The organism is uncultured Fluviicola sp. (genome assembly GCF_902168135.1).
Classification (GTDB): Bacteria; Bacteroidota; Bacteroidia; order Flavobacteriales_D; family Crocinitomicaceae; genus Fluviicola.
In genome coordinates this window covers 123,548-141,167 of record NZ_CABHOL010000024.1, presented here as the reverse complement: position 1 = coordinate 141,167, position 17,620 = coordinate 123,548, and the positions used below count along the sequence as shown (strand labels likewise).

Annotated in this window: 19 protein-coding genes; 10 read left to right on the top strand and 9 right to left on the bottom strand. The window is 44.3% G+C overall.

Annotated features, from left to right (window positions below; genetic code table 11):
• Positions 1–11 precede the first annotated feature (11 nt).
• The 3 genes from QZT69_RS10010 to QZT69_RS10000 form a co-directional block, all read right to left on the bottom strand.
• Complete coding sequence (locus tag QZT69_RS10010) at positions 12–887, bottom strand: serine protease (RefSeq protein WP_294673638.1); 876 nt, start codon at positions 885–887, stop codon at positions 12–14.
• A 232-nt stretch (positions 888–1,119) separates the two neighbouring features.
• Positions 1,120–2,178, bottom strand: coding sequence for a response regulator (locus QZT69_RS10005; protein WP_294673636.1), 1,059 nt, complete (start codon positions 2,176–2,178; stop codon positions 1,120–1,122).
• A 9-nt stretch (positions 2,179–2,187) separates the two neighbouring features.
• The gene (locus QZT69_RS10000) at positions 2,188–3,369 is read right to left on the bottom strand and encodes a PAS domain-containing sensor histidine kinase (RefSeq protein WP_294673634.1); all 1,182 of its coding nucleotides are present in this window, start codon (positions 3,367–3,369) and stop codon (positions 2,188–2,190) included.
• Between the two features lie 257 nt (positions 3,370–3,626).
• Here QZT69_RS10000 and QZT69_RS09995 point away from each other — a divergent pair, with 257 nt between their 5' ends.
• From QZT69_RS09995 to QZT69_RS09970, 6 genes are read left to right on the top strand one after another with little or no spacing between them, the layout of a single operon-like run.
• Positions 3,627–4,052, top strand: coding sequence for a DoxX family membrane protein (locus tag QZT69_RS09995; RefSeq protein ID WP_294673632.1), 426 nt, complete (start codon positions 3,627–3,629; stop codon positions 4,050–4,052).
• Positions 4,053–4,055: 3 nt separating this feature from the next.
• The gene (locus QZT69_RS09990) at positions 4,056–4,877 is read left to right on the top strand and encodes a universal stress protein (RefSeq protein ID WP_294673630.1); all 822 of its coding nucleotides are present in this window, start codon (positions 4,056–4,058) and stop codon (positions 4,875–4,877) included.
• Between the two features lie 17 nt (positions 4,878–4,894).
• Entirely contained in the window at positions 4,895–5,299 is a 405-nt protein-coding gene (locus QZT69_RS09985) for a hypothetical protein (RefSeq protein ID WP_294673628.1), read from the top strand.
• 54 nt (positions 5,300–5,353) lie between these two features.
• Entirely contained in the window at positions 5,354–6,142 is a 789-nt protein-coding gene (locus tag QZT69_RS09980; RefSeq protein ID WP_294673626.1) for a hypothetical protein, read from the top strand.
• A 4-nt stretch (positions 6,143–6,146) separates the two neighbouring features.
• Positions 6,147–7,016 carry a restriction endonuclease gene (locus tag QZT69_RS09975; protein ID WP_294673624.1) on the top strand — a complete coding sequence of 290 codons (870 nt, stop codon included), beginning with the start codon at positions 6,147–6,149 and terminating at the stop codon, positions 7,014–7,016.
• Positions 7,013–8,383: an MBL fold metallo-hydrolase RNA specificity domain-containing protein gene (locus QZT69_RS09970; protein WP_294673623.1), complete on the top strand. Its 1,371-nt coding sequence runs from the start codon at positions 7,013–7,015 to the stop codon at positions 8,381–8,383. Before QZT69_RS09975 ends, QZT69_RS09970 begins: the two co-directional genes overlap by 4 nt.
• A gap of 64 nt (positions 8,384–8,447) precedes the next feature.
• Here QZT69_RS09970 and QZT69_RS09965 read toward each other — a convergent pair whose 3' ends face one another.
• The 3 genes from QZT69_RS09965 to QZT69_RS09955 all read right to left on the bottom strand — a co-directional run bounded on the left by QZT69_RS09965 (position 8,448) and on the right by QZT69_RS09955 (position 10,420).
• Entirely contained in the window at positions 8,448–8,966 is a 519-nt protein-coding gene (locus tag QZT69_RS09965; protein ID WP_294673622.1) for a GNAT family N-acetyltransferase, read from the bottom strand.
• A gap of 29 nt (positions 8,967–8,995) precedes the next feature.
• Positions 8,996–9,865, bottom strand: a complete 870-nt coding sequence (locus QZT69_RS09960) for an alpha/beta hydrolase-fold protein (protein ID WP_294673620.1) — start codon at positions 9,863–9,865, stop codon at positions 8,996–8,998.
• 363 nt (positions 9,866–10,228) lie between these two features.
• Positions 10,229–10,420, bottom strand: a complete 192-nt coding sequence (locus QZT69_RS09955; protein WP_294673618.1) for a cold shock domain-containing protein — start codon at positions 10,418–10,420, stop codon at positions 10,229–10,231.
• Positions 10,421–11,022: 602 nt separating this feature from the next.
• Here QZT69_RS09955 and QZT69_RS09950 point away from each other — a divergent pair.
• From QZT69_RS09950 to QZT69_RS09940, 3 genes are all read left to right on the top strand, one after another.
• Positions 11,023–11,358 (top strand): hypothetical protein, encoded by a 336-nt coding sequence (locus QZT69_RS09950; protein ID WP_294673616.1) that lies wholly within the window; start codon positions 11,023–11,025, stop codon positions 11,356–11,358.
• Between the two features lie 230 nt (positions 11,359–11,588).
• Complete coding sequence (locus tag QZT69_RS09945; RefSeq protein ID WP_294673614.1) at positions 11,589–11,924, top strand: hypothetical protein; 336 nt, start codon at positions 11,589–11,591, stop codon at positions 11,922–11,924.
• A 34-nt stretch (positions 11,925–11,958) separates the two neighbouring features.
• Positions 11,959–12,234 carry a RebB family R body protein gene (locus tag QZT69_RS09940; protein WP_294673612.1) on the top strand — a complete coding sequence of 92 codons (276 nt, stop codon included), beginning with the start codon at positions 11,959–11,961 and terminating at the stop codon, positions 12,232–12,234.
• A gap of 393 nt (positions 12,235–12,627) precedes the next feature.
• Here the strand turns inward: QZT69_RS09940 and QZT69_RS09935 are convergent, their stop codons facing one another.
• Together QZT69_RS09935 and QZT69_RS09930 are read right to left on the bottom strand one after the other, a co-directional pair.
• On the bottom strand, positions 12,628–13,740 hold the full coding sequence (locus QZT69_RS09935) for an acyl-CoA desaturase (RefSeq protein WP_294673610.1): 1,113 nt from the start codon (positions 13,738–13,740) through the stop codon (positions 12,628–12,630).
• Between the two features lie 612 nt (positions 13,741–14,352).
• Positions 14,353–15,603, bottom strand: coding sequence for an OmpA family protein (locus tag QZT69_RS09930; protein WP_294673607.1), 1,251 nt, complete (start codon positions 15,601–15,603; stop codon positions 14,353–14,355).
• Positions 15,604–15,935: 332 nt separating this feature from the next.
• On the opposite strand from QZT69_RS09930, the gene QZT69_RS09925 reads away from it, so the two are divergent.
• Complete coding sequence (locus tag QZT69_RS09925; protein WP_294673605.1) at positions 15,936–16,406, top strand: DUF4375 domain-containing protein; 471 nt, start codon at positions 15,936–15,938, stop codon at positions 16,404–16,406.
• A 576-nt stretch (positions 16,407–16,982) separates the two neighbouring features.
• On the opposite strand, the gene QZT69_RS09920 is transcribed toward QZT69_RS09925, so the two are convergent.
• Positions 16,983–17,444 carry an MgtC/SapB family protein gene (locus QZT69_RS09920; protein ID WP_294673603.1) on the bottom strand — a complete coding sequence of 154 codons (462 nt, stop codon included), beginning with the start codon at positions 17,442–17,444 and terminating at the stop codon, positions 16,983–16,985.
• Positions 17,445–17,620: the final 176 nt, after the last annotated feature.

The following is a 17,620-nucleotide window of genomic DNA, read 5'->3' as shown; positions in this document are numbered from 1 at the left end:
TTGATAACTATTTAGAGTTGGCTCCATTCGTTCCAGCGCTGCAATACCGCATCCCGGACTTTTACACAATGATTCGGGCAGCCGCCATAACCGTGCACACCGACAACATTAAAAGAATCGCCGTCTTTCACAAAGACAGGACTTCCGCTGTTTCCTCCGTAAGTATCCAGCATGTAGAATATTTTGTTTTCAGCTATAGTGGCAACCGGACCAGCTGCTCCCCAGGCCGTCCCGCGTAGTTCGCCGCCTTTATCTCCCGGATACCCGATATTTATGAGTAGTTCTCTTTCTTTGAGCTCTTTCACTCCGAAGAATCCGTTTATACGCCGGTACAAAGTATCGTCGGGAAGAATGACTGCTCCATGATCGAAGTCAGAATTACGATCAACCGACCACCCGCTTACGGTCCTGAACATGGTACTTATCTGCGACCCGAATGGTGCCAGATCCCCATCCGCCCCCGGAATGACCAGGATACTGCGTGCCCAGTCGTAATTTCGTCCTCCGTTTACAGGATCAAAGTGAACACAATGACCACTTGTAATTACGCAACGTGGTGAAATGAAGAACCCGGAACCAAAATATTTCATCCCGTTTTTAGCAGTTATGATCAGCCGGCAGATAAAACGATGCGGATTAATTCTTGGATCTACGCGCATGCGTTCATCACCGCCACAAATACTTCTTGTCAATTCCAAACTTTCTTCGATGTGGTTCTCAATGTCCTGCATCGAAACAGTTTCCTCCCAGTTGGCGCTTTCCGGTGCTATCGCCTCAACCGAATTTCCGGACCAGGTTTCGGGAAATACGCCAAAGTCATTTTCAAATTCCATTAACGGATCATTGGCCATCGCCCAATCCCCCTGCTTAATTTCAACTTGTTTCATGATTTCATTTGTTAGTGAATAATTTCAGTTATCATGAAACAAAGTTGCTTCAAAGGAAAAAAGAGGGCAATCGCTCTCAGGAGGGATTAGTGAACCCTGAAAGAGGTATATTCCTTATCCGCTCAGTGGTTATACCACTTATTTTGCAACAAAAAAAAAGAGCATCCAAATGGATGCTCCCTGTATCATTGCGTCTTTTACTTCTTGTTCAGTTACTATACTTCAGGCAGGATCAATTTTTCATACCGACCAATTTGTTGTAATCCAGAATAGTGATGGTGCTTCCTGAAATTTCGATGTACTTTTCTTCTTTAAAATCACTCAGGGTGCGGATTACCGTTTCCTTAGCCGTACCAACCAGGTTTGACAGGTCTTCCCGCGAAACAGGCATACTGAACTGCTGATCGTTTTCATGCTTGTAGGTATCTGACAATTTTACCAAAGCTTCTGCTACCCGCTTACGTACTGAATTGTAGGCCAGGTTCATCAATTGCTGTTCATTCTCCAGCAGATTGTTTGAGAGCAGTTCTATAAATTTCCTGGCAACTTCGGCATTCCGGTATATCAATGCGAAAAAATCATCCCGCGGGATCATGTAGAGTTCCGTATCTTCCAATGCACCTGCGGAATGGATATAAGGTTCATCTTTTAACAAGGAAAGAAAACCAAAAAAATCACCGGCCTTGTGCAGTGTACTGATCAATTCCTTTCCCTGGTCATTCTTTTGATAGATCTTCACCTTACCCTTTTCGATAAAATAAATGCCCCGCGGGTAAGTTCCTTCGTGAAAGATCACCTCTTTTTTTCGGAACAACCTCAGTTCTCTCGATTCGGATAATTGTTTTAAGGAATCAAAACCTTTGGCTTCATTCAAAAAATGATTGACACCTTCCATACTTTGGGAGAATTGTTTTCTAAGCAGCTCGTTTTTATTTAAACGGGTTTCGATAGCACTCAGCAGTTCCTGGTCGTTAAAAGGTTTTGTCAAATAATCATCCGCTCCGAGCGACATTCCTTTGCGGACATCCCCCCGATCCGCTTTTGCCGTCAGGAAGATAAAGGGAATGCCTGCTGTTATTTCGTTCTTGGAAAGCAGGTGCAGTACTCCGTATCCGTCCAGTACCGGCATCATAATATCACAGATAATCAGGTCGGGAAGTTCTTTTAAGGCAGTCTGCACTCCTTCTTTTCCATTTTCGGCGGTAAACACGGTGTATTGTGCAAGTTCCAATATTTCCGCAGTGTTTTCCCGAATATCCCGGTTGTCTTCGATAAGAAGTATTTTTTTCATAGCCTGTCTTTAAAAAGGTATTGTTAATGTAACGGTTGTTCCTTCATTCTGAGCACTTTGGATGGCTACTTTTCCATTCATCAATTCGACATATTTGGAAACAATGTTTAACCCAAGCCCGGTTCCTTGTATATGAGTAGCATTTCCGCCACGGAAGAAGCGTTCAAAGAGGTGGCGCTGATCTTCCTCACTGATACCTATCCCCTGATCTTTTACGGAAAGCGATAATTCCTGACCGCTCACCCGAACATCCAATTCTACTTCAGCCTCGCCGGGAGAGAACTTGATGGCATTTGAAATTAAATTGAACAGGATATTACGCAGTAGTTTAGGATCAAGCCAAACTTTTCGTTCTCCGGAATATACCAGCTTAATGGTTTGTGTTTCTGTCAACATACCCTGCATTTCCGAACTGATATCCAGCAGGAACTGCTCCAGGTCCATTTCTTCCGGAACATTTTCAACTTTTCCTTCCTCGAGTTTGGAAACAGACAGGAAATCATTTAGAATATCTGTCAGGTTAACAATAGACTTTTTAATCTTATCCACGTGTTTCGAGTGGTTTTCACCGTCATTACGCTCGTTGTACTTACTCACCAGCGAAAGCGAAGACATCATGGTTGTAAGCGGTGTGCGGAATTCATGTGAAGCCATGGATACAAACCTGGACTTCATTTCATTGAGTTCCTTTTCTTTTACCAGGGAAGCATCCAGTTCTTTTTTGGTCCTTTCCAATTCCTTAATAGCTTCTTCGAGGACAAGGGTGCGGTTCTTCACTTGTTTTTCCAGGTCTTCGGAGTAGTTCCTGAGCCTGATTTCCGCCTCTTTCCGCTGGGAAATATCCACGATAAATGCTATGACAAAATTTCCTTCTTCACTGCTGTAAGGACTTAAACTTATTTCCACCGGGAATTCCGAGCCGTCTTTTTTCAACGCGAACAGATCCATGCCTGCTCCCATAGCTCTTGCATGCGGATGTGCTGCATAATCAGCACGGTTTTTTTGGTGCTGATGATTAAACCTGGAAGGCACCAGTGTTTCGATCTTCTTTCCGGTAAGTTCACCCCCTTCGTACCCGAATAACTTTTCGGCACTTGGATTAATGCGTGTTATCCGCCCTTCGGAATCCGTTACCAGGATCCCTTCAGTAGCATGTAAAAACAGGGCATCAATCCCTTCTTTGCTTTCCATTCTTCTCAGTTCATAGTCCATAACGAATATACACATTTTGACAAGAGATCAAAAGTAAAAACCGGGCATTCCGGAAAAGATGATTTTCGTCATCATTTTTAATGACACTGATCATGTTCCTGCCTAAAATACATCCAATCGGGAACAACAGACCTTTTCTCTATTGAAAACCAACACTGATATAGATCACATTCCTTGTTGATAAGCCTCATTTCCCTCCCGGGCTGTTTCCGCTACTTTTGTTCAAAATCAAAGTCATGGAACTTTTTGAAAATTATCATTTCGCGATTGGTACCAGTGTTGCACGGATATTCCTGGGATTCTTGTTCTTTTTCCAGGGTTACGATGCGGTATTTAAGATCGGTTTGAAACAGGTAACTGATACGTACCAGGAAAAATTCGGTCCGAAAGGCATTCCGAGATTCCTAACCGCACTAACCGCTCAGTTTACCTCTTTCACAGCATTGCTATGCGGATTTCTGCTGATTTTCGGGATGTTCGAATTCTTTTCGCTTTACCTGCTTGGGCTCAACCTGATTATTACCGGGATCGGTTTTGGGATGAACCTGCCGCTTTGGGACACACGCCATGTATTTCCGAGGCTAGCACTGCTCTTGCTCCTATTACTGACCCCGCTGGAATGGCACTTTTTTACGCTTGATCATTTATTCATTCATCATTGAAACATGAAAAAAATACTCGTTCCGACAGATTTTTCGAAGCAATCCGGAAATGCATTGAACTATGCCATTGAACTGGCGAAACATTTAGGTGCAGAAATGGAGTTGATACACATTTATACTGTTCCGGTATTTACAGCAGATTCCCCGATTGTTCCTGTAGAAGAACTGCTTAAAGAGGATGTTCTCCAAAACCTGGAAGAACTGAAAAGTCTTATTGAGCGCACAAACCCGGAGCTGAAAATAACTTGTGAAGCACTTACCGGAGACACCGCCTCTGCTATCGGCACATATGCCGATACCCATAAGATTGACTTAATCGTAGCAGGATCACAGGGGATCGGTTATATCCAGGAGCGAATACTTGGCAGTACTGCTTCAGCACTGATCCGGAAAACCGGGGTCCCGGTAATGGTCATTGGAAAAGACATCCGTTTCAGGATACCGGAAAAAGTGGTACTTGCAGTAGATTTTTCCGAAACAGATGACCAGGTGGTCCTGAAACCTCTGAAACAACTGGCACGAAAATTTAAGTCCCACGTTTGCATCCTGAATATTTTCAGTGAAGCCGAAACCATGCCCACTTTCGGGCAAATGGCAGAAAGTTTCAGACTGGAAAAAGCTCTTAAACAAATCCACCATACTTTTTTTGAAGTCCGACACCCGGATGTGGTACAGGGAATCAATCAATTTGTCACAAAGCAAGGGATCGATATGGTAGCAATTGTTTCCAGGAAACATTCCCTGATCGGACGTATTTTCCGTGAACCGATTACCAAGGCAATGACCTTCCACAGCCAGGTTCCTTTATTAATCTTACACGAATAATTTTTAATTCACATTCCATGAAAATAACTCTCAATGACCAGCAAAGCATTTCAGACATTCGAAATTCTTTCAATACCCTTTTTCCTTTTTTAAAAATCGAATTCTTTTCGAAACGACATCAGCCGGGTGAAGCTTCTTCGCTGAATTTCCTGGTCCCGAAGGAAACTACGCTCAAAGAGTGTCGAAATACACACTACACCGAGGAATTGTACATCACCCCGGATATGAAAGTTTCCGAACTGGAAGAACTTCTTTGGACGAAACTGGGACTTGGCGTACAGATATTCCGTAAATCGGGGAAGCTTTGGCTGGAAACAATCTTAACGGATAACTGGACGCTGGCGGAACAAAATTCGGAGGGCGAATTCCTGAGCAAAAGCATCGAACCGGATGAGCCGGAATATTACCAGGACAGGGATTGAAAGAAATTCTCTATACTCAATTCAGCTTTATTCAGCACCAATAACCCTATCAGAATGAAACAGTTAAGAACACTAAAGATATTCTCCCTGCTCATTACAGTACTGATCTGTTTGACGAGCTGGCAGGGTCTGTTTTCATCGGGGGTGTATGACGGAGAAACTGAACTTTGGACGGCCCAGGCCCAGGGACAAGACCTGATCAATCTGTATATCATTCCGTTCTATCTCCTGAGTTCCCTGCTAATCAGCAGTAGAGAAAACTATTTCGGCCTGATCTGGACCGGGATCAGCTGTTATTTCATCTACGTCTTCCTCATATACTGTTTTGATATCCGGTTCAACCGACTGTTCCTTTTTTACGTGGGTATTCTGGCGCTAACTTGTTTTTCAGTGATCTTTTTTCTCTATTCCTACCGCGGAAAATACACTCCTCCGAAAACACATACTTTCCACCACCAGTTAACGGGCGGTTATTTTATCTTCATTTCATTACTTTTTGCCGGTTTATGGCTCGCAGATATCCTTCCGGCCATTTTATTCAAACATGCACCGAAGGATCTTGAAATGCTTCCCACCAACCCCGTCCATGTACTGGACCTTTCCATGGTGCTACCGGGGATTTTCATCGGTGGTATTTTATTGATCAGGAACCATAAACTGGGATATTTCCTGGCACCCGTTATACTTACCTTTTCGGCATTGATGCAGGCAACAATTGTGGTATTGATGCTTTTCCTCAGAGAACACGGCAAGAATACTCCTTCGGAATTTACGTGGTTTATCCTTATTTTAGCCTTAATCAGCTGCTACCTGCTTCTTTCCAATCTTAAACACAACCGATAAATTCATGAAAAATCCGATCTCAATTATCAAAGCTTCCGGTGAGAAAAGCGTCTTTTCCGAAGAAAAAGTCAGGGCATCACTACGCAGCTCAGGAGCAGATGAGAAGCAAATCGATCTAATCATTGATGAAGTATACAAACACCTTCACGAAGGAATGACCACACGGTCGATCTATAAAATAGCATTTTCACTGTTAAAATCTGCATCAAGGAACCAGGCGGCACGTTACCATTTGAAATTTGCCATTATGGAACTGGGACCTTCCGGATTTCCTTTTGAAAAATACATGGCCGAATTACTAAAGACAGAAGGATATGCCACAAAAACCAATCAGTTCTTTCAGGGAAAATGTGTAACACACGAAATTGATGTCGTGGGAGAAAAAGATAACGAGCAGCTGGTGGTAGAATGTAAATACCACAATCAGCAGGGAATCTCCTGCAATGTAAAGATCCCGCTATACATCCACGCACGCTTTAACGATATCCTGGCATTCCGGGAAAGCAAAAACAAAAACTCCAAACAGCTGAAAGGACTTATCATTACCAATACCCGGTTTTCGGCTGATGCGCTGCAATATGCAGGCTGTTCCGGATTGAACCTGCTGGGATGGAACCACCCCTTCAAAAATGGATTGAAAGACCGTATTGACAAACACGGGCTTTACCCGGTAACCTGTCTGACAACGCTTTCCGCGGCGGAAAAGCAAAAACTGCTGGAAAAAGATGTGATCTTGTGCAGCAACTTATTGAAAAGACCCGAGTTGCTGAAATCCATGGGTATGAAACCGACACGGACCGCTCGTATATTGAGAGAAGCTGAAGACCTTTGCAAACCACTTATCCACTCACCTGTTAACACACGAAAACCATGAAAAACAATTTGAAAGTCCAATTTTTCGGAGCTGCTTCAACCGTTACAGGCTCCAAATACCTGGTAGAATATTCCGGAAATAAACTGCTGATCGATTGCGGATTGTTCCAGGGGTTGAAAGAACTGCGCTTACTCAACTGGCAGTCTTTGCCTTTTGATGTTTCATCCCTGGACGGTGTGGTTCTCAGCCACGGACACCTGGACCATGTGGGTTACCTTCCGTTACTGGTCAAACAGGGATTCAAAGGAACCATTTTTGCCACGGAGCCTACCATTGAAATTGCCCGTTTAATTTTGCTCGACAGTGCCAAGATCCAGGAAGAAGATGCAGAACGTGCCAACCGATTCGGCTACAGTAAGCACAGTCCTGCCAAGCCGCTTTATACAACTGCGGAAGCGGAAGCTGTGTTTCCTTTGTTTCAGAGTGAACCACTTGATAAATGGATCCGCGTTTCCGATGCATTTACTTTTCGTTTCCGGTACAACGGGCATATTCTCGGTGCCACCTTTATAGAACTGAAGGCTGCCGGTAAATTAATGGTGTTTTCAGGAGATATCGGAAGGCAGGAAGATCCTCTGCTGTTTCCCACACACAGACCGGAGTCAGCAGACATTCTCTTTATTGAATCCACTTATGGCGGACGTCTCCATCCTTCGAATCCGGAGGTACAGCTTTCCACTATTATCCGGGAAGCCGCCAGCAAACACGGAACGATCATTGTGCCTGTTTTTGCTGTAGAACGCGCACAGCTTCTCATGTTCTATTTATGGAAATTAAAACAGGAAGGACTGATCCCGGATTTACCCGTTTACATGGACAGTCCCATGGGGAAAAGTGTGCTGCAGATCTTTTCCAAATACCATCCCTGGCATAAGTTAGCTCCGCGCGAATTGAAAGCTATCCTCCGTGAAATAAAGGTGGTGAGCAAGCAGCAGGAAACGCTTCAGCTGGCGGCGAATGAAACACCCAAAATCATCCTTGCCGCATCAGGCATGGCAACCGGTGGAAGGGTTCTCACCTATTTTGAGCATTACCTCGGTCAAAAATCAGCAACGATCCTGATGGTAGGATACCAGGGAGAAGGCACGCGTGGAAGAGCATTGCTGGAAGGCACCCGGGAGATTAAAATGCGGGGGAAATATTGGACGGTAAATGCAACTTGTACGCAGGTAGAAGGCTTATCTGCGCATGCCGATCAAAACGAATTGATCCAATGGGCCGGTGGCCTGGATAAAAAACCGGAGAAAATCTTCATTGTGCACGGCGAACCGGAAGGTGCCCTTGCTTTAAAAGACAAACTAAAAGAAGTTTACGATTACGACAGCATAATACCGGAATTGAACTCGGTTTATGAATTAACAGAATGAGAATGAGAGCGGGAATGAGGATTGAAACTAATTTGTAATTCGTTCGGTCAGCTGACGGACGTAATTATACCATTTTTTTCATCAGAATATCGATCTGTTCGTCTGTTCCAACAACGAAAACGTGCTTATCAAAGGCTTCGAAACCGTTCTTTTCATAAAAGCGGATGGCTTTCGGGTTTTCTTCCCATACTCCGAGCCAGATGTATTCCTTTTCCAGCTCAAGGGCGGTTTCCAATGCTTTGTCGTAAAGGAGTTGTCCTACTTTTTTGCCGTGAAAATCGCTTTTCACATAGATCCGCTCAATCTCTATCGAGACAGCATCCCGGATTTCTGTTTGCGCAGCACCGGTATTCAATTTCATATACCCGATCGGTGTTTCATTTTCCATTGCCAGGAAGAAATGGGAATCGGGATTCGTGAGTTCCGAGGCAATCTTCTCAGCGTTAAAGCTTTTGTCCAGGTATTCCTGCATATCTGCTTCCGAGTTGCTGTCGGCAAAGGTTTCGTAAAAAGTTTCTCTTCCGATTTGCTGTACTAAGCCCAAGTCACTAATAGAAGCCGGACGTATGATTAATTGTTCCATTTTTTGGATTTGAGAACGTTCATACCCGCTTATTCTTTCGGTGCCGGGTACAACAGCTTAAATGCATTCATAACTGCCTGGTGCATGATCGTTGCATGATTTTCCAGCGGCAGGTAATCGAAATGTACTTTCACATGCGGGTTCTTTGCTCCTTTTAATTTATCAGCCAAAAGGTTAGCATCTACTTCCATGACCCGTGCAGGATCGGTTGGTGTCAATCCTTCTTTTCCGACACCCACGTAAATATCTGTGGGCTTGTCGTAGTTTTCCGAAAGAAGTTTGGAATCCACATTTAGCAGGGAACCGTAGTCCCACCACAAGCTGGGACTGATGATGATGTAACGGTTGAATAGTTCAGGTTTGTTTAACAGGACGGTTGTTGCGAATAATCCGCCGAACGATTGCCCGATCAGGGTTCTGTCTGCACTTGCTTTGTATTTGGATGCCATGAAAGGCTGCAGTTCTTTTTCAATAAATGCAATGAATTTATCGGAATGCCCGGTTGTGGGAAAACGTTTCACCTGGTCTTCGTGGGTGCTTGGGAATGAAAGGTCGCGCTGTCTGTCGACGGTTGCAATGCCCACCAAAATAGATTTCGGCACCTGGTTGATCCACTCGAAATTGTAGAATTGGAGCAATCCGGCAACATGGATAAAGTCTTCGTCGGCTGAGCCGTCTACGAGGTAAATGACCGGGTATTTGACAGAATCGGCGGGATTGTATCCTTGCGGCAGGTAGATATTTACGATGCGCTTCTCCCCCATTTCTTTGGACTGGATTTCGTCGATCACTCCGAGTACGAAGGGTTTGGCTGTTTCTGCGACCAGTTTGGATTTTGTTTTCTGTGCGTAGGTGAAAATCGTAAGAGCGGTAAACAAAAGAGTCAGGGTGTATTTCATCGCATTGGTTTTTTGTGCTTATAAATGTAGGAAATCTTTGGAGAATGAGCGAACCGGGAGATGCTCGAAGAACGCAAGGAAGGGTAATTGATGAAAGCTCCGCCTGCGGCGGGTTTTGGACCACCAAGCACACAAGGAACACAAGGGATATGGACCGATTCGATCTGCACCCGCCGCGGCGGACAGAGCTTTTTTATTGGACCACGAAGCGCGCTAGGAGCACAAGGGATATTAGCTGAATGAAATCTCCGCCTGCGACGGAGCTTTTTATTTTGCCCGCGGAGGATTACCGTTACCGGGGTTATTTAAACCAAAAAGGGTTGAACGAATCATCGTCCAACCCCTTAAAAACATATAAGTCTTTTAGTTAACCACGCTCACATTTACAGCGTTTAAACCTTTAGTTCCGTTTTCTGTATCGTAAGATACTGTGTCGTTTTCACGGATATCCTGGTTCAACCCGGATACGTGAACAAATATTTCCTGACCGTTTTCTCCTGTAATAAATCCGAAGCCTTTTGCGTCGTTGAAAAATTTTACTGTTCCTTTATTCATATTCTTTTGCATTGCGTTCCGTTCTTAGCGGAACAATTAGTATAATAATTCTCGACCGATCGAACACCGAGCGGCTTTTAAGAAAAAATGTTTAAATTAATTGGAGTGTAAAAGTGACTTTACAGTCTGATTGAGATAACAATCTTCTATTGAATTGTGTCAAATGTACATCTAATAAACACAGCATCCTAATTTATTTTCAAAAGCTTCGAAATAAGTGGTGGATTCGGACTGCTAAACGCGCGAATATGGAACACGAAGCACACCAGGAGCACAAGGGATATTAGCTGAATGAAATCTCCGCCTGCGGCAGAGCTTTTTTTCTTTTCCCCACAAATGCACAAATAGTTGGAGGCACCTACCGGATGCCTCTTTATGTGTAATCTGCACCTGCGGTACAGCTTTTTTGGTTGAACCGCTACGCTTGCGCCATAGCTCTTGCCTACGCATAGCTTCAGCAAAGCAAGGACAGCGAAGGAACAAAGAAGCAAAGGACGCGGAGTTTTTCCTTTTTGCAAGCTGATCACGCAGATTTTATGGTTCGTAGTCGTTTTAAAAGATATATTTGTCACATACCAGTATTCACTTTTAAAACGTCTGTTATGGCATTACCACTTACACTTCCGGCTTATATGCTGGACGCAACATCTTACATCCAGGTTACGATTTCACCTGATTATTACACGGCACGCTGTGATTTTTATTCGGGACCCACCAAGGTCTATTCCCTGACACTGATTCAAGCAGCACCGCTTCAAAGTCTTCCTGACGGATTAAAGATCGGTGACTTCGTGATCCAAAGCGGGTCGATGCAGTTGCAGCTCCCAAGCCCGATCCAAACCGGCACGGTGACACTCAACTGCACTTACACAGATCTCAATGTTACTAAGCCAACCCAGTTAAATGCGGTAGTTGCTTCCTGGAACTTAAACCAATAAGGAAAAACAGCACGAGCGTGGGGTATCAAATCTTCACGCTTGTTCTCGTTGTGTACAAGGAGCATGGAGAGGTTGTAGGATATAGTCTCCGCCCACCGCGGCGGTTTTTTGTTTCCTGGCAATGATTTACTGTGGCTACGCGATTAATCGCGTGGCCACGGTTATTTGGTTTGAAAAAAGTAGGAGAAATGATCGGTATTGATTACTTTGGTGCACTTTAAAATACCACTATGACAACACACACTCCCCCAACTCCGGGTCCGGTTTCGTCGAATGCTTCTGAAGTATTGGAACAAACATTACTGGCCGGATTCGTTTTCAATGTAAATCTGCTCATGGAGCAAATGGTTGCCAATCAACATGCTTTGCAGCAGATCCTGACGGCATCAACTGCCAAAGCGGTGGCTGAAATTACCGATCCCCAAAATTCCCGTGAGGTCCCTGTGATGCAGAATCTGGAAGTGGTACTGAAAGCAATCCAGGAATCTTCTTCGAGTTATATCACGATGATCCGGGAACTGGCTGTGGAAGCTGAAAAAGCACTGAAGCTGGTGAACAACCATTAATCGTTTATTTTTTATCCTTTAAATCACTTTCATTATGGCAGATACGGTCAATTCGCAGATCACAGATTCTGTAACACAAAGCAACGTAAAAGTAATGGCTGATGCCCCGGCAATGGCTATGGGCAGTTTGTATCAAACAATGGCGCATAGTTTGGGACTTCTTATGGAAAACGCTGTAGCGGCTCAGCAAAACATGAACATCATTGCACAGGCGGCAACTACTCAGGGGGTGAATATGATCTATTCGGTAGATACGGCCGCTGCGAGCGCTGCGACGAGTAAGATCCTGGACGGGAAGCCAACGTCTTAATTAACCACATAGCACACAGTAGACCACATCCTTTTGATTGTCTTTGTGTTTTTCGCGCAGAGGAATCCGGATTTTATGGTTCGTATTCCTCCGCCTGCGGCAGATTTTTAATTGTACCACAAAGCGCGCCAGGAGCACAAGGGATATAGCTGAATGAAATCTGCACCTGCGGCGCCTGCGGCAGAGCTGTTTGTTGTTCCCGCTGATCTCACAGATTTCGCAGATGTTACTAATGGGTTGGATGGCTGGACGATGTCTGAACCTGCGGCGCAGCTTTTTAATTGAACCGGGAGATGCAAAGAACCCGGAGAAGGAATTATCCCCTGAAACTCACAATGGATCTTCCTGGATTTAATTGCCCGGAACAGGATCGATTAATCATTGGTGAATAAATCATTTCCTTCCCAATTTCTTCAGCATTTTGACATGTCCGCGAAGTGCTTTCCAAAATGTAGGCTCTACGTGATAGATAACACCGAACTGATCAGCCGTTTTTTTAACTATCGGTGCAAGGTCCGGGTAATGGACATGGCAGATCCCGGTAAATAAGTGATGCTCGATCTGGTAATTCAATCCACCTATGAACCAGGTCAAAAATCCCTTTCCGGGTGCAAAGTCCGTTGTGTTTTCTACCTCATGGATAGCCCAGGGATCTTCCATTTCCTTCCCGCCGGTTTCTGCTCCCACGGGTAACTCAAACGTGGAAGTTTCCACGATATGCGACGGCTGAAAAATGCAGGACAGTACCAAACCGGCAATGATATGCATTACCATGAATCCGCCGACCACATAATACCAAGGCATTCCTGAAAAAAAGATCGGCAATACCACGATGTAGCCGTAATAAAACAACTTGTATAAAGTGACTCTGAAAATTGCCTGTCCCATGGAAACATGATGCCTTACCAGCAGGTCATGCTGTTTGTACCGCACAATTTGAATATAATCTTTCGCAGTCATCCAGAACAGCGTCATCATGGAATAAAAGAACCAGGCATACAGGTATTGGTACCTGTGAAACCAATAATGGGGCTGCCGCGGTGAGAACCGTAAATATTTAATACTATCCAGGTCATCATCCAAACCTGCAATATTGGTATACGTGTGATGCAGCTGGTTGTGCTGTATTTTCCAAGTTACGGAGTAGCCCCCAATCACCTCCAGGATCGAACCTATGAAACGGTTCACTTTTCGATTAGGGGAATACGTTCCGTGATTCGCATCATGCATGACCGAGGTACCTATCCCGATCATTCCGAAGGCCATTAACACCCAGAAGCCGAAAAACAGCCACCCGTTGCCGGTCCCGAAACCCGTTACCATAAACACGTATGGAACGAAGTAAAGCGAAAGCATGACTGTTGTTTTTACCCACATTTTGGTGTTCGCGTAGCGGGAAATTCCTTTTTGTTCAAAATATCTGTTGATACGCTCCATTAGCGTATTGTGAAAACTGTTTCTTTTATTCGCCGCGAATCGAACAGTATGTAATTTCTTCGTTGCCATATGCTCAATCTTTATGAATCTCAAGTTAAGGAAAAAACAGCCAACTAAATTTGAAGGAACGTTAAAATGCGGCCGTTTAAGAAATCTCCGCATGCACAGTTTTTTGAACCACGAAGCACGCCAGGAGCACAAGGGATATAGCTGAATGAAATCTGCACCTGCGGTACAGCTTTTTTGATTTAACCGCAAAGAAAATGAGGACGCAAAGTTTTCTTCATACCCTTTGCGCTCTCCGCGTTCTTTGCGGTAAAAAAAATACCACGTCGGCAGAAGAGATCCGCAAATTAACGGGGCTGACTATTCGGGAGATGAATAAGGTTTTGAAGGAGGTTGGGAAATAGGAGTTCTGCTATCGATAACGCCGCCACCTCCCCTAACCCCTCCTCAAGGAGGGAAAACCTAAGATCCGCTTCAGAACGAAAATCTCTCCTTAAAGAAAGAGATTGAATCTCCTTTGAGTTCAAAATTGAAGTTCAAAAAAAGATTAAACTAATTTGCTAATAGTTTCCAGCTTAGGAGCCGGATCGGGTTTCCCCTTTGGAGGTGGTGACGACTCAGACGAGTGTCAGACTCCGTTAAAGGGAACGCAAGGGGTAGGATGTTAAAAACTCCTTACTCCTTCACAGGCGCTTCACCTACCGGGTTCTCTGCTTGTTTTATGCGCTCTTCCGGGGTTAATTTTCGCGGTTTGCTTTTGCGGATGAGCTTTTTCGTTAGGATGTAAATACCGTTTTTGTCCCGTTTTAAAGCAGTCAATTTCACCTTTAATCCAAAGTATTTGTCTGTTTTTGTTTTGCCTTTGACACTGATAAACGGCACTTCCTGTACTTCCGGGTCGTAAGACAAAATGAGGTATTTGTTTCTAGCATACGCCTGACCAGGTAAAAGTCCGTTTGTTTCCGGGTAAGCGGCAGAGACTTTGGTTAGTTCAAAGCGCCGGGATTTTAATTTTACTCTTACAGGGGTGGAATGAGGCATTTTGCAATCAAAATTTTTACAGGGACCACACAGATTGGTCAAATAAATGACGAAGTACCTGACCCTGTTGTGTTCCTCAATGGTGAAATCAGACGGGATTCTTTTCCAAACAGTTCTCCCCGAAATGCTATCTACAACTGCATCGTACAAAAACGCTTTTACAGGTTCACAGTATGCTCTATTGTTTGTTGGAATATATACTTTCACCGGTTTTGCCGGAATGCAATTCGTGGTCCTGCCGGAAGGTTTATAGCAAAACATGAGGTTGGAGGTCAACAATTCCTGGTTATTTGTAATGGTTGTGAAATTCGAAAATTCCATTTGAGCAGTATTGGTAATCACATCTATGTCGATCGTATTTCCTGGTTTATCACCGGGCAATTGATAGGTTTGCTGGTTGTAATCCACCACAATGGCATCTGTGGGCGGCCAATCGGGTGCTTTTTGAAGAACGGGTTCTTCGGTTGGAATAGCCGGAGCAACCGTTTGAATAATAACCCGGATTTCAACCCTCCTGTTTTGTGACCGCTGGAAGGATGATTCATTGTCTTTTACGGGCTGTAGTTCGCCAAATTGACTGATTGCTATTTTCTCCGGGGGAATATTCTTTGAAACAAACCGGTTCTGCACTGCTATAGCGCGGTTTTTCGCCAATTCATGGTTGTACTCATTTGTACCTACATTATCGGTGTGCCCGACTAATTGAATGGCATAATCTCCACCGTTTTTTAATTGCCCGGAGATACTATCGATCGTTTGGCAGCTATGCTCGTCCAGCTGATAACTGTCTGTTCGGAAATAAACTACCTGGTGAGTTGATTGTTGTCCCGCAGCAAAAAAAGACACCACCCAAAGGGACATAAAAAGATAAAAGCGAGTATTCATACAGGGAGATGTCTGATCATTCCAAAAGTAAACAGAAATAAAAAGCCAACAATTTCTGTGGGTCAGACTTTTCTCTCTCTTTACAAGTTCCTCCCACTTTATTTGTCCTGACAAATTCTCCTTCTTTTTATAGATAGTCTTAATGATCCGGAAATCACTCCAGGTTTCGATTTTTTTATTTTCGAAGCACTATCAATTCCCCCTTTGGAGGTCGTGACGACTCAGACGAGTGTAAGACTCCGTCAGAGGGAACGAAAGGGGGAGGATGTTTAAGATCACTCCAAGTAGGAGACCTAAAATCTTTTTCTAATTTTAAGTTCTTTAATCAGAACATGAAACAACACTTAACAAACCTGACAGCAGATAACAAGGACAACATTTATGGGCAAATCATGGATGAACTTTGGGATAAATGCAACGATGGATTTGCGCTGCAAGAGCTGAATGAATTTGAAAAACCTCTGATCATTTCACAGATCATTGAGGATTCGATCAATGGCGGCGGAATCAACACCTATTTTTTCAATAACGCTGACAAGTATACCACTGCGGGATTGGATGCCTTTCAAAAACTGGGAATGACCGAAGTGTACGAGATTTTCAAACAGGCTGTTGATGCTTTTCCGGCTGCTGAGATTCCTCAAGACCTGGAAGCATGCAGACAAATCATGGAATCATTGCCGGAAGAAAATCCGGCTGATGAAACATGGACAACCCTAACAGATGCATTTTATAATCTGGACCCGAATTACTTCATGGATAAGAAACTGGAATATATGCTGAAGCATGTGGATTCTCACTGAAATGAATCAGGTGGTGAAGCAGGTTTGCTCCCCTTCTTTTTGTCTTGACACAAAAAGAAGCAAAAAGGTCAAGGCGGTACATCCCTCGTTTGAGAACTACACGTCATCCCACTGCCTGCACCCCAAACTCACCACACCATAAACGAATTCTTTTTCAAAGAATCCGATGGCTGAGCTCAAACAGGGGTTCGGCTGCGCTCCATTTCGTTTGTTCTTCTACGCGATGTACGTAAGGCCATTCATCGGATTTCCCTAACGGCTTAAGCCGTTTATTGATTTTTCTTCAGAGCTATAATTTGTGCTTCTTAAAAAACTTGTTACAGCGAAGCATGATCTCCCGATTGCGGATTCTCCGATCGCATATCAACGCACCAATTGATTTTCAAACCAGGAATGACCGGTCGAAGAATAAGGACTTCCGTTTCGGCGAAGCGGTTCCGGAAAGTGCTTGTCATTTGGGATCCTGATCCCTCCTTTCCGTGAAGCGCTCCGAAACGGAAGGCTGCTTGACCAGCAAGCGGGGAAAAGGTCCTTTTTGTTACTTTTTGGACAAGCAAAAAGTAAAAACATGTTATCCTACTTCTCCTTCGAATTGCCTTTTTCATCTTCGTCTTCGATCATTTTTTTATACCAGCCGAAGCGTTTCACGTGCAGCAGGAAATAAACGATTGCTGTGGCCAGGCTGGCAATGATAAACATGTTCAATGCAACAGCCGAACCGATACCGGCGGTGGCCCAAAGTGACGCGGAGGTGGTTAATCCGTGCATGTGGTTCCCGTCTTTGAAAATGAGTCCGGCTCCAATGAACCCGATACCGGTTGCAATGGCCGCCAGGATCCGCGCAATGGCCGAGGTATCGTTAGTGAGGTGCTCTGCAATGGCTACGAAAATACACGCAGACACGGCTATCGCGCCGAAGGTGCGCACACCGGCAAACTTGCTGTGCTGTTCCCTCTCAAAGCCGATAAGTCCGCCCAACACCAGGGCAAAAAGCAGCTTTGCTCCTATGATCAATTCAAACTTAACATCTACATCCATACTACCTGATTCGATCTTTCTCTAAATTAACAAAAATCCGGAATGAATAAGACGGGGTTCTTAGTAAGATATCTGAATAAATAAACCGCAAAGAGAATAAGGACGCAAGGCCTGCACCATAGCTTCAGCGAAGGCACAAAGTTTTTCTTCATGCCCTTTGCGCTCTTTTACCTTCG

Coding starts and splice junctions, on each gene's coding strand:
- QZT69_RS10010 (WP_294673638.1), bottom strand. CDS start 887: ATGAAACAAGTTGAAATTAAGCAGGGGGATTGGGCGATGGCCAATGAT.
- QZT69_RS10005 (WP_294673636.1), bottom strand. CDS start 2,178: ATGAAAAAAATACTTCTTATCGAAGACAACCGGGATATTCGGGAAAAC.
- QZT69_RS10000 (WP_294673634.1), bottom strand. CDS start 3,369: ATGGAAAGCAAAGAAGGGATTGATGCCCTGTTTTTACATGCTACTGAA.
- QZT69_RS09995 (WP_294673632.1), top strand. CDS start 3,627: ATGGAACTTTTTGAAAATTATCATTTCGCGATTGGTACCAGTGTTGCA.
- QZT69_RS09990 (WP_294673630.1), top strand. CDS start 4,056: ATGAAAAAAATACTCGTTCCGACAGATTTTTCGAAGCAATCCGGAAAT.
- QZT69_RS09985 (WP_294673628.1), top strand. CDS start 4,895: ATGAAAATAACTCTCAATGACCAGCAAAGCATTTCAGACATTCGAAAT.
- QZT69_RS09980 (WP_294673626.1), top strand. CDS start 5,354: ATGAAACAGTTAAGAACACTAAAGATATTCTCCCTGCTCATTACAGTA.
- QZT69_RS09975 (WP_294673624.1), top strand. CDS start 6,147: ATGAAAAATCCGATCTCAATTATCAAAGCTTCCGGTGAGAAAAGCGTC.
- QZT69_RS09970 (WP_294673623.1), top strand. CDS start 7,013: ATGAAAAACAATTTGAAAGTCCAATTTTTCGGAGCTGCTTCAACCGTT.
- QZT69_RS09965 (WP_294673622.1), bottom strand. CDS start 8,966: ATGGAACAATTAATCATACGTCCGGCTTCTATTAGTGACTTGGGCTTA.
- QZT69_RS09960 (WP_294673620.1), bottom strand. CDS start 9,865: ATGAAATACACCCTGACTCTTTTGTTTACCGCTCTTACGATTTTCACC.
- QZT69_RS09955 (WP_294673618.1), bottom strand. CDS start 10,420: ATGAATAAAGGAACAGTAAAATTTTTCAACGACGCAAAAGGCTTCGGA.
- QZT69_RS09950 (WP_294673616.1), top strand. CDS start 11,023: ATGGCATTACCACTTACACTTCCGGCTTATATGCTGGACGCAACATCT.
- QZT69_RS09945 (WP_294673614.1), top strand. CDS start 11,589: ATGACAACACACACTCCCCCAACTCCGGGTCCGGTTTCGTCGAATGCT.
- QZT69_RS09940 (WP_294673612.1), top strand. CDS start 11,959: ATGGCAGATACGGTCAATTCGCAGATCACAGATTCTGTAACACAAAGC.
- QZT69_RS09935 (WP_294673610.1), bottom strand. CDS start 13,740: ATGGCAACGAAGAAATTACATACTGTTCGATTCGCGGCGAATAAAAGA.
- QZT69_RS09930 (WP_294673607.1), bottom strand. CDS start 15,603: ATGAATACTCGCTTTTATCTTTTTATGTCCCTTTGGGTGGTGTCTTTT.
- QZT69_RS09925 (WP_294673605.1), top strand. CDS start 15,936: ATGAAACAACACTTAACAAACCTGACAGCAGATAACAAGGACAACATT.
- QZT69_RS09920 (WP_294673603.1), bottom strand. CDS start 17,444: ATGGATGTAGATGTTAAGTTTGAATTGATCATAGGAGCAAAGCTGCTT.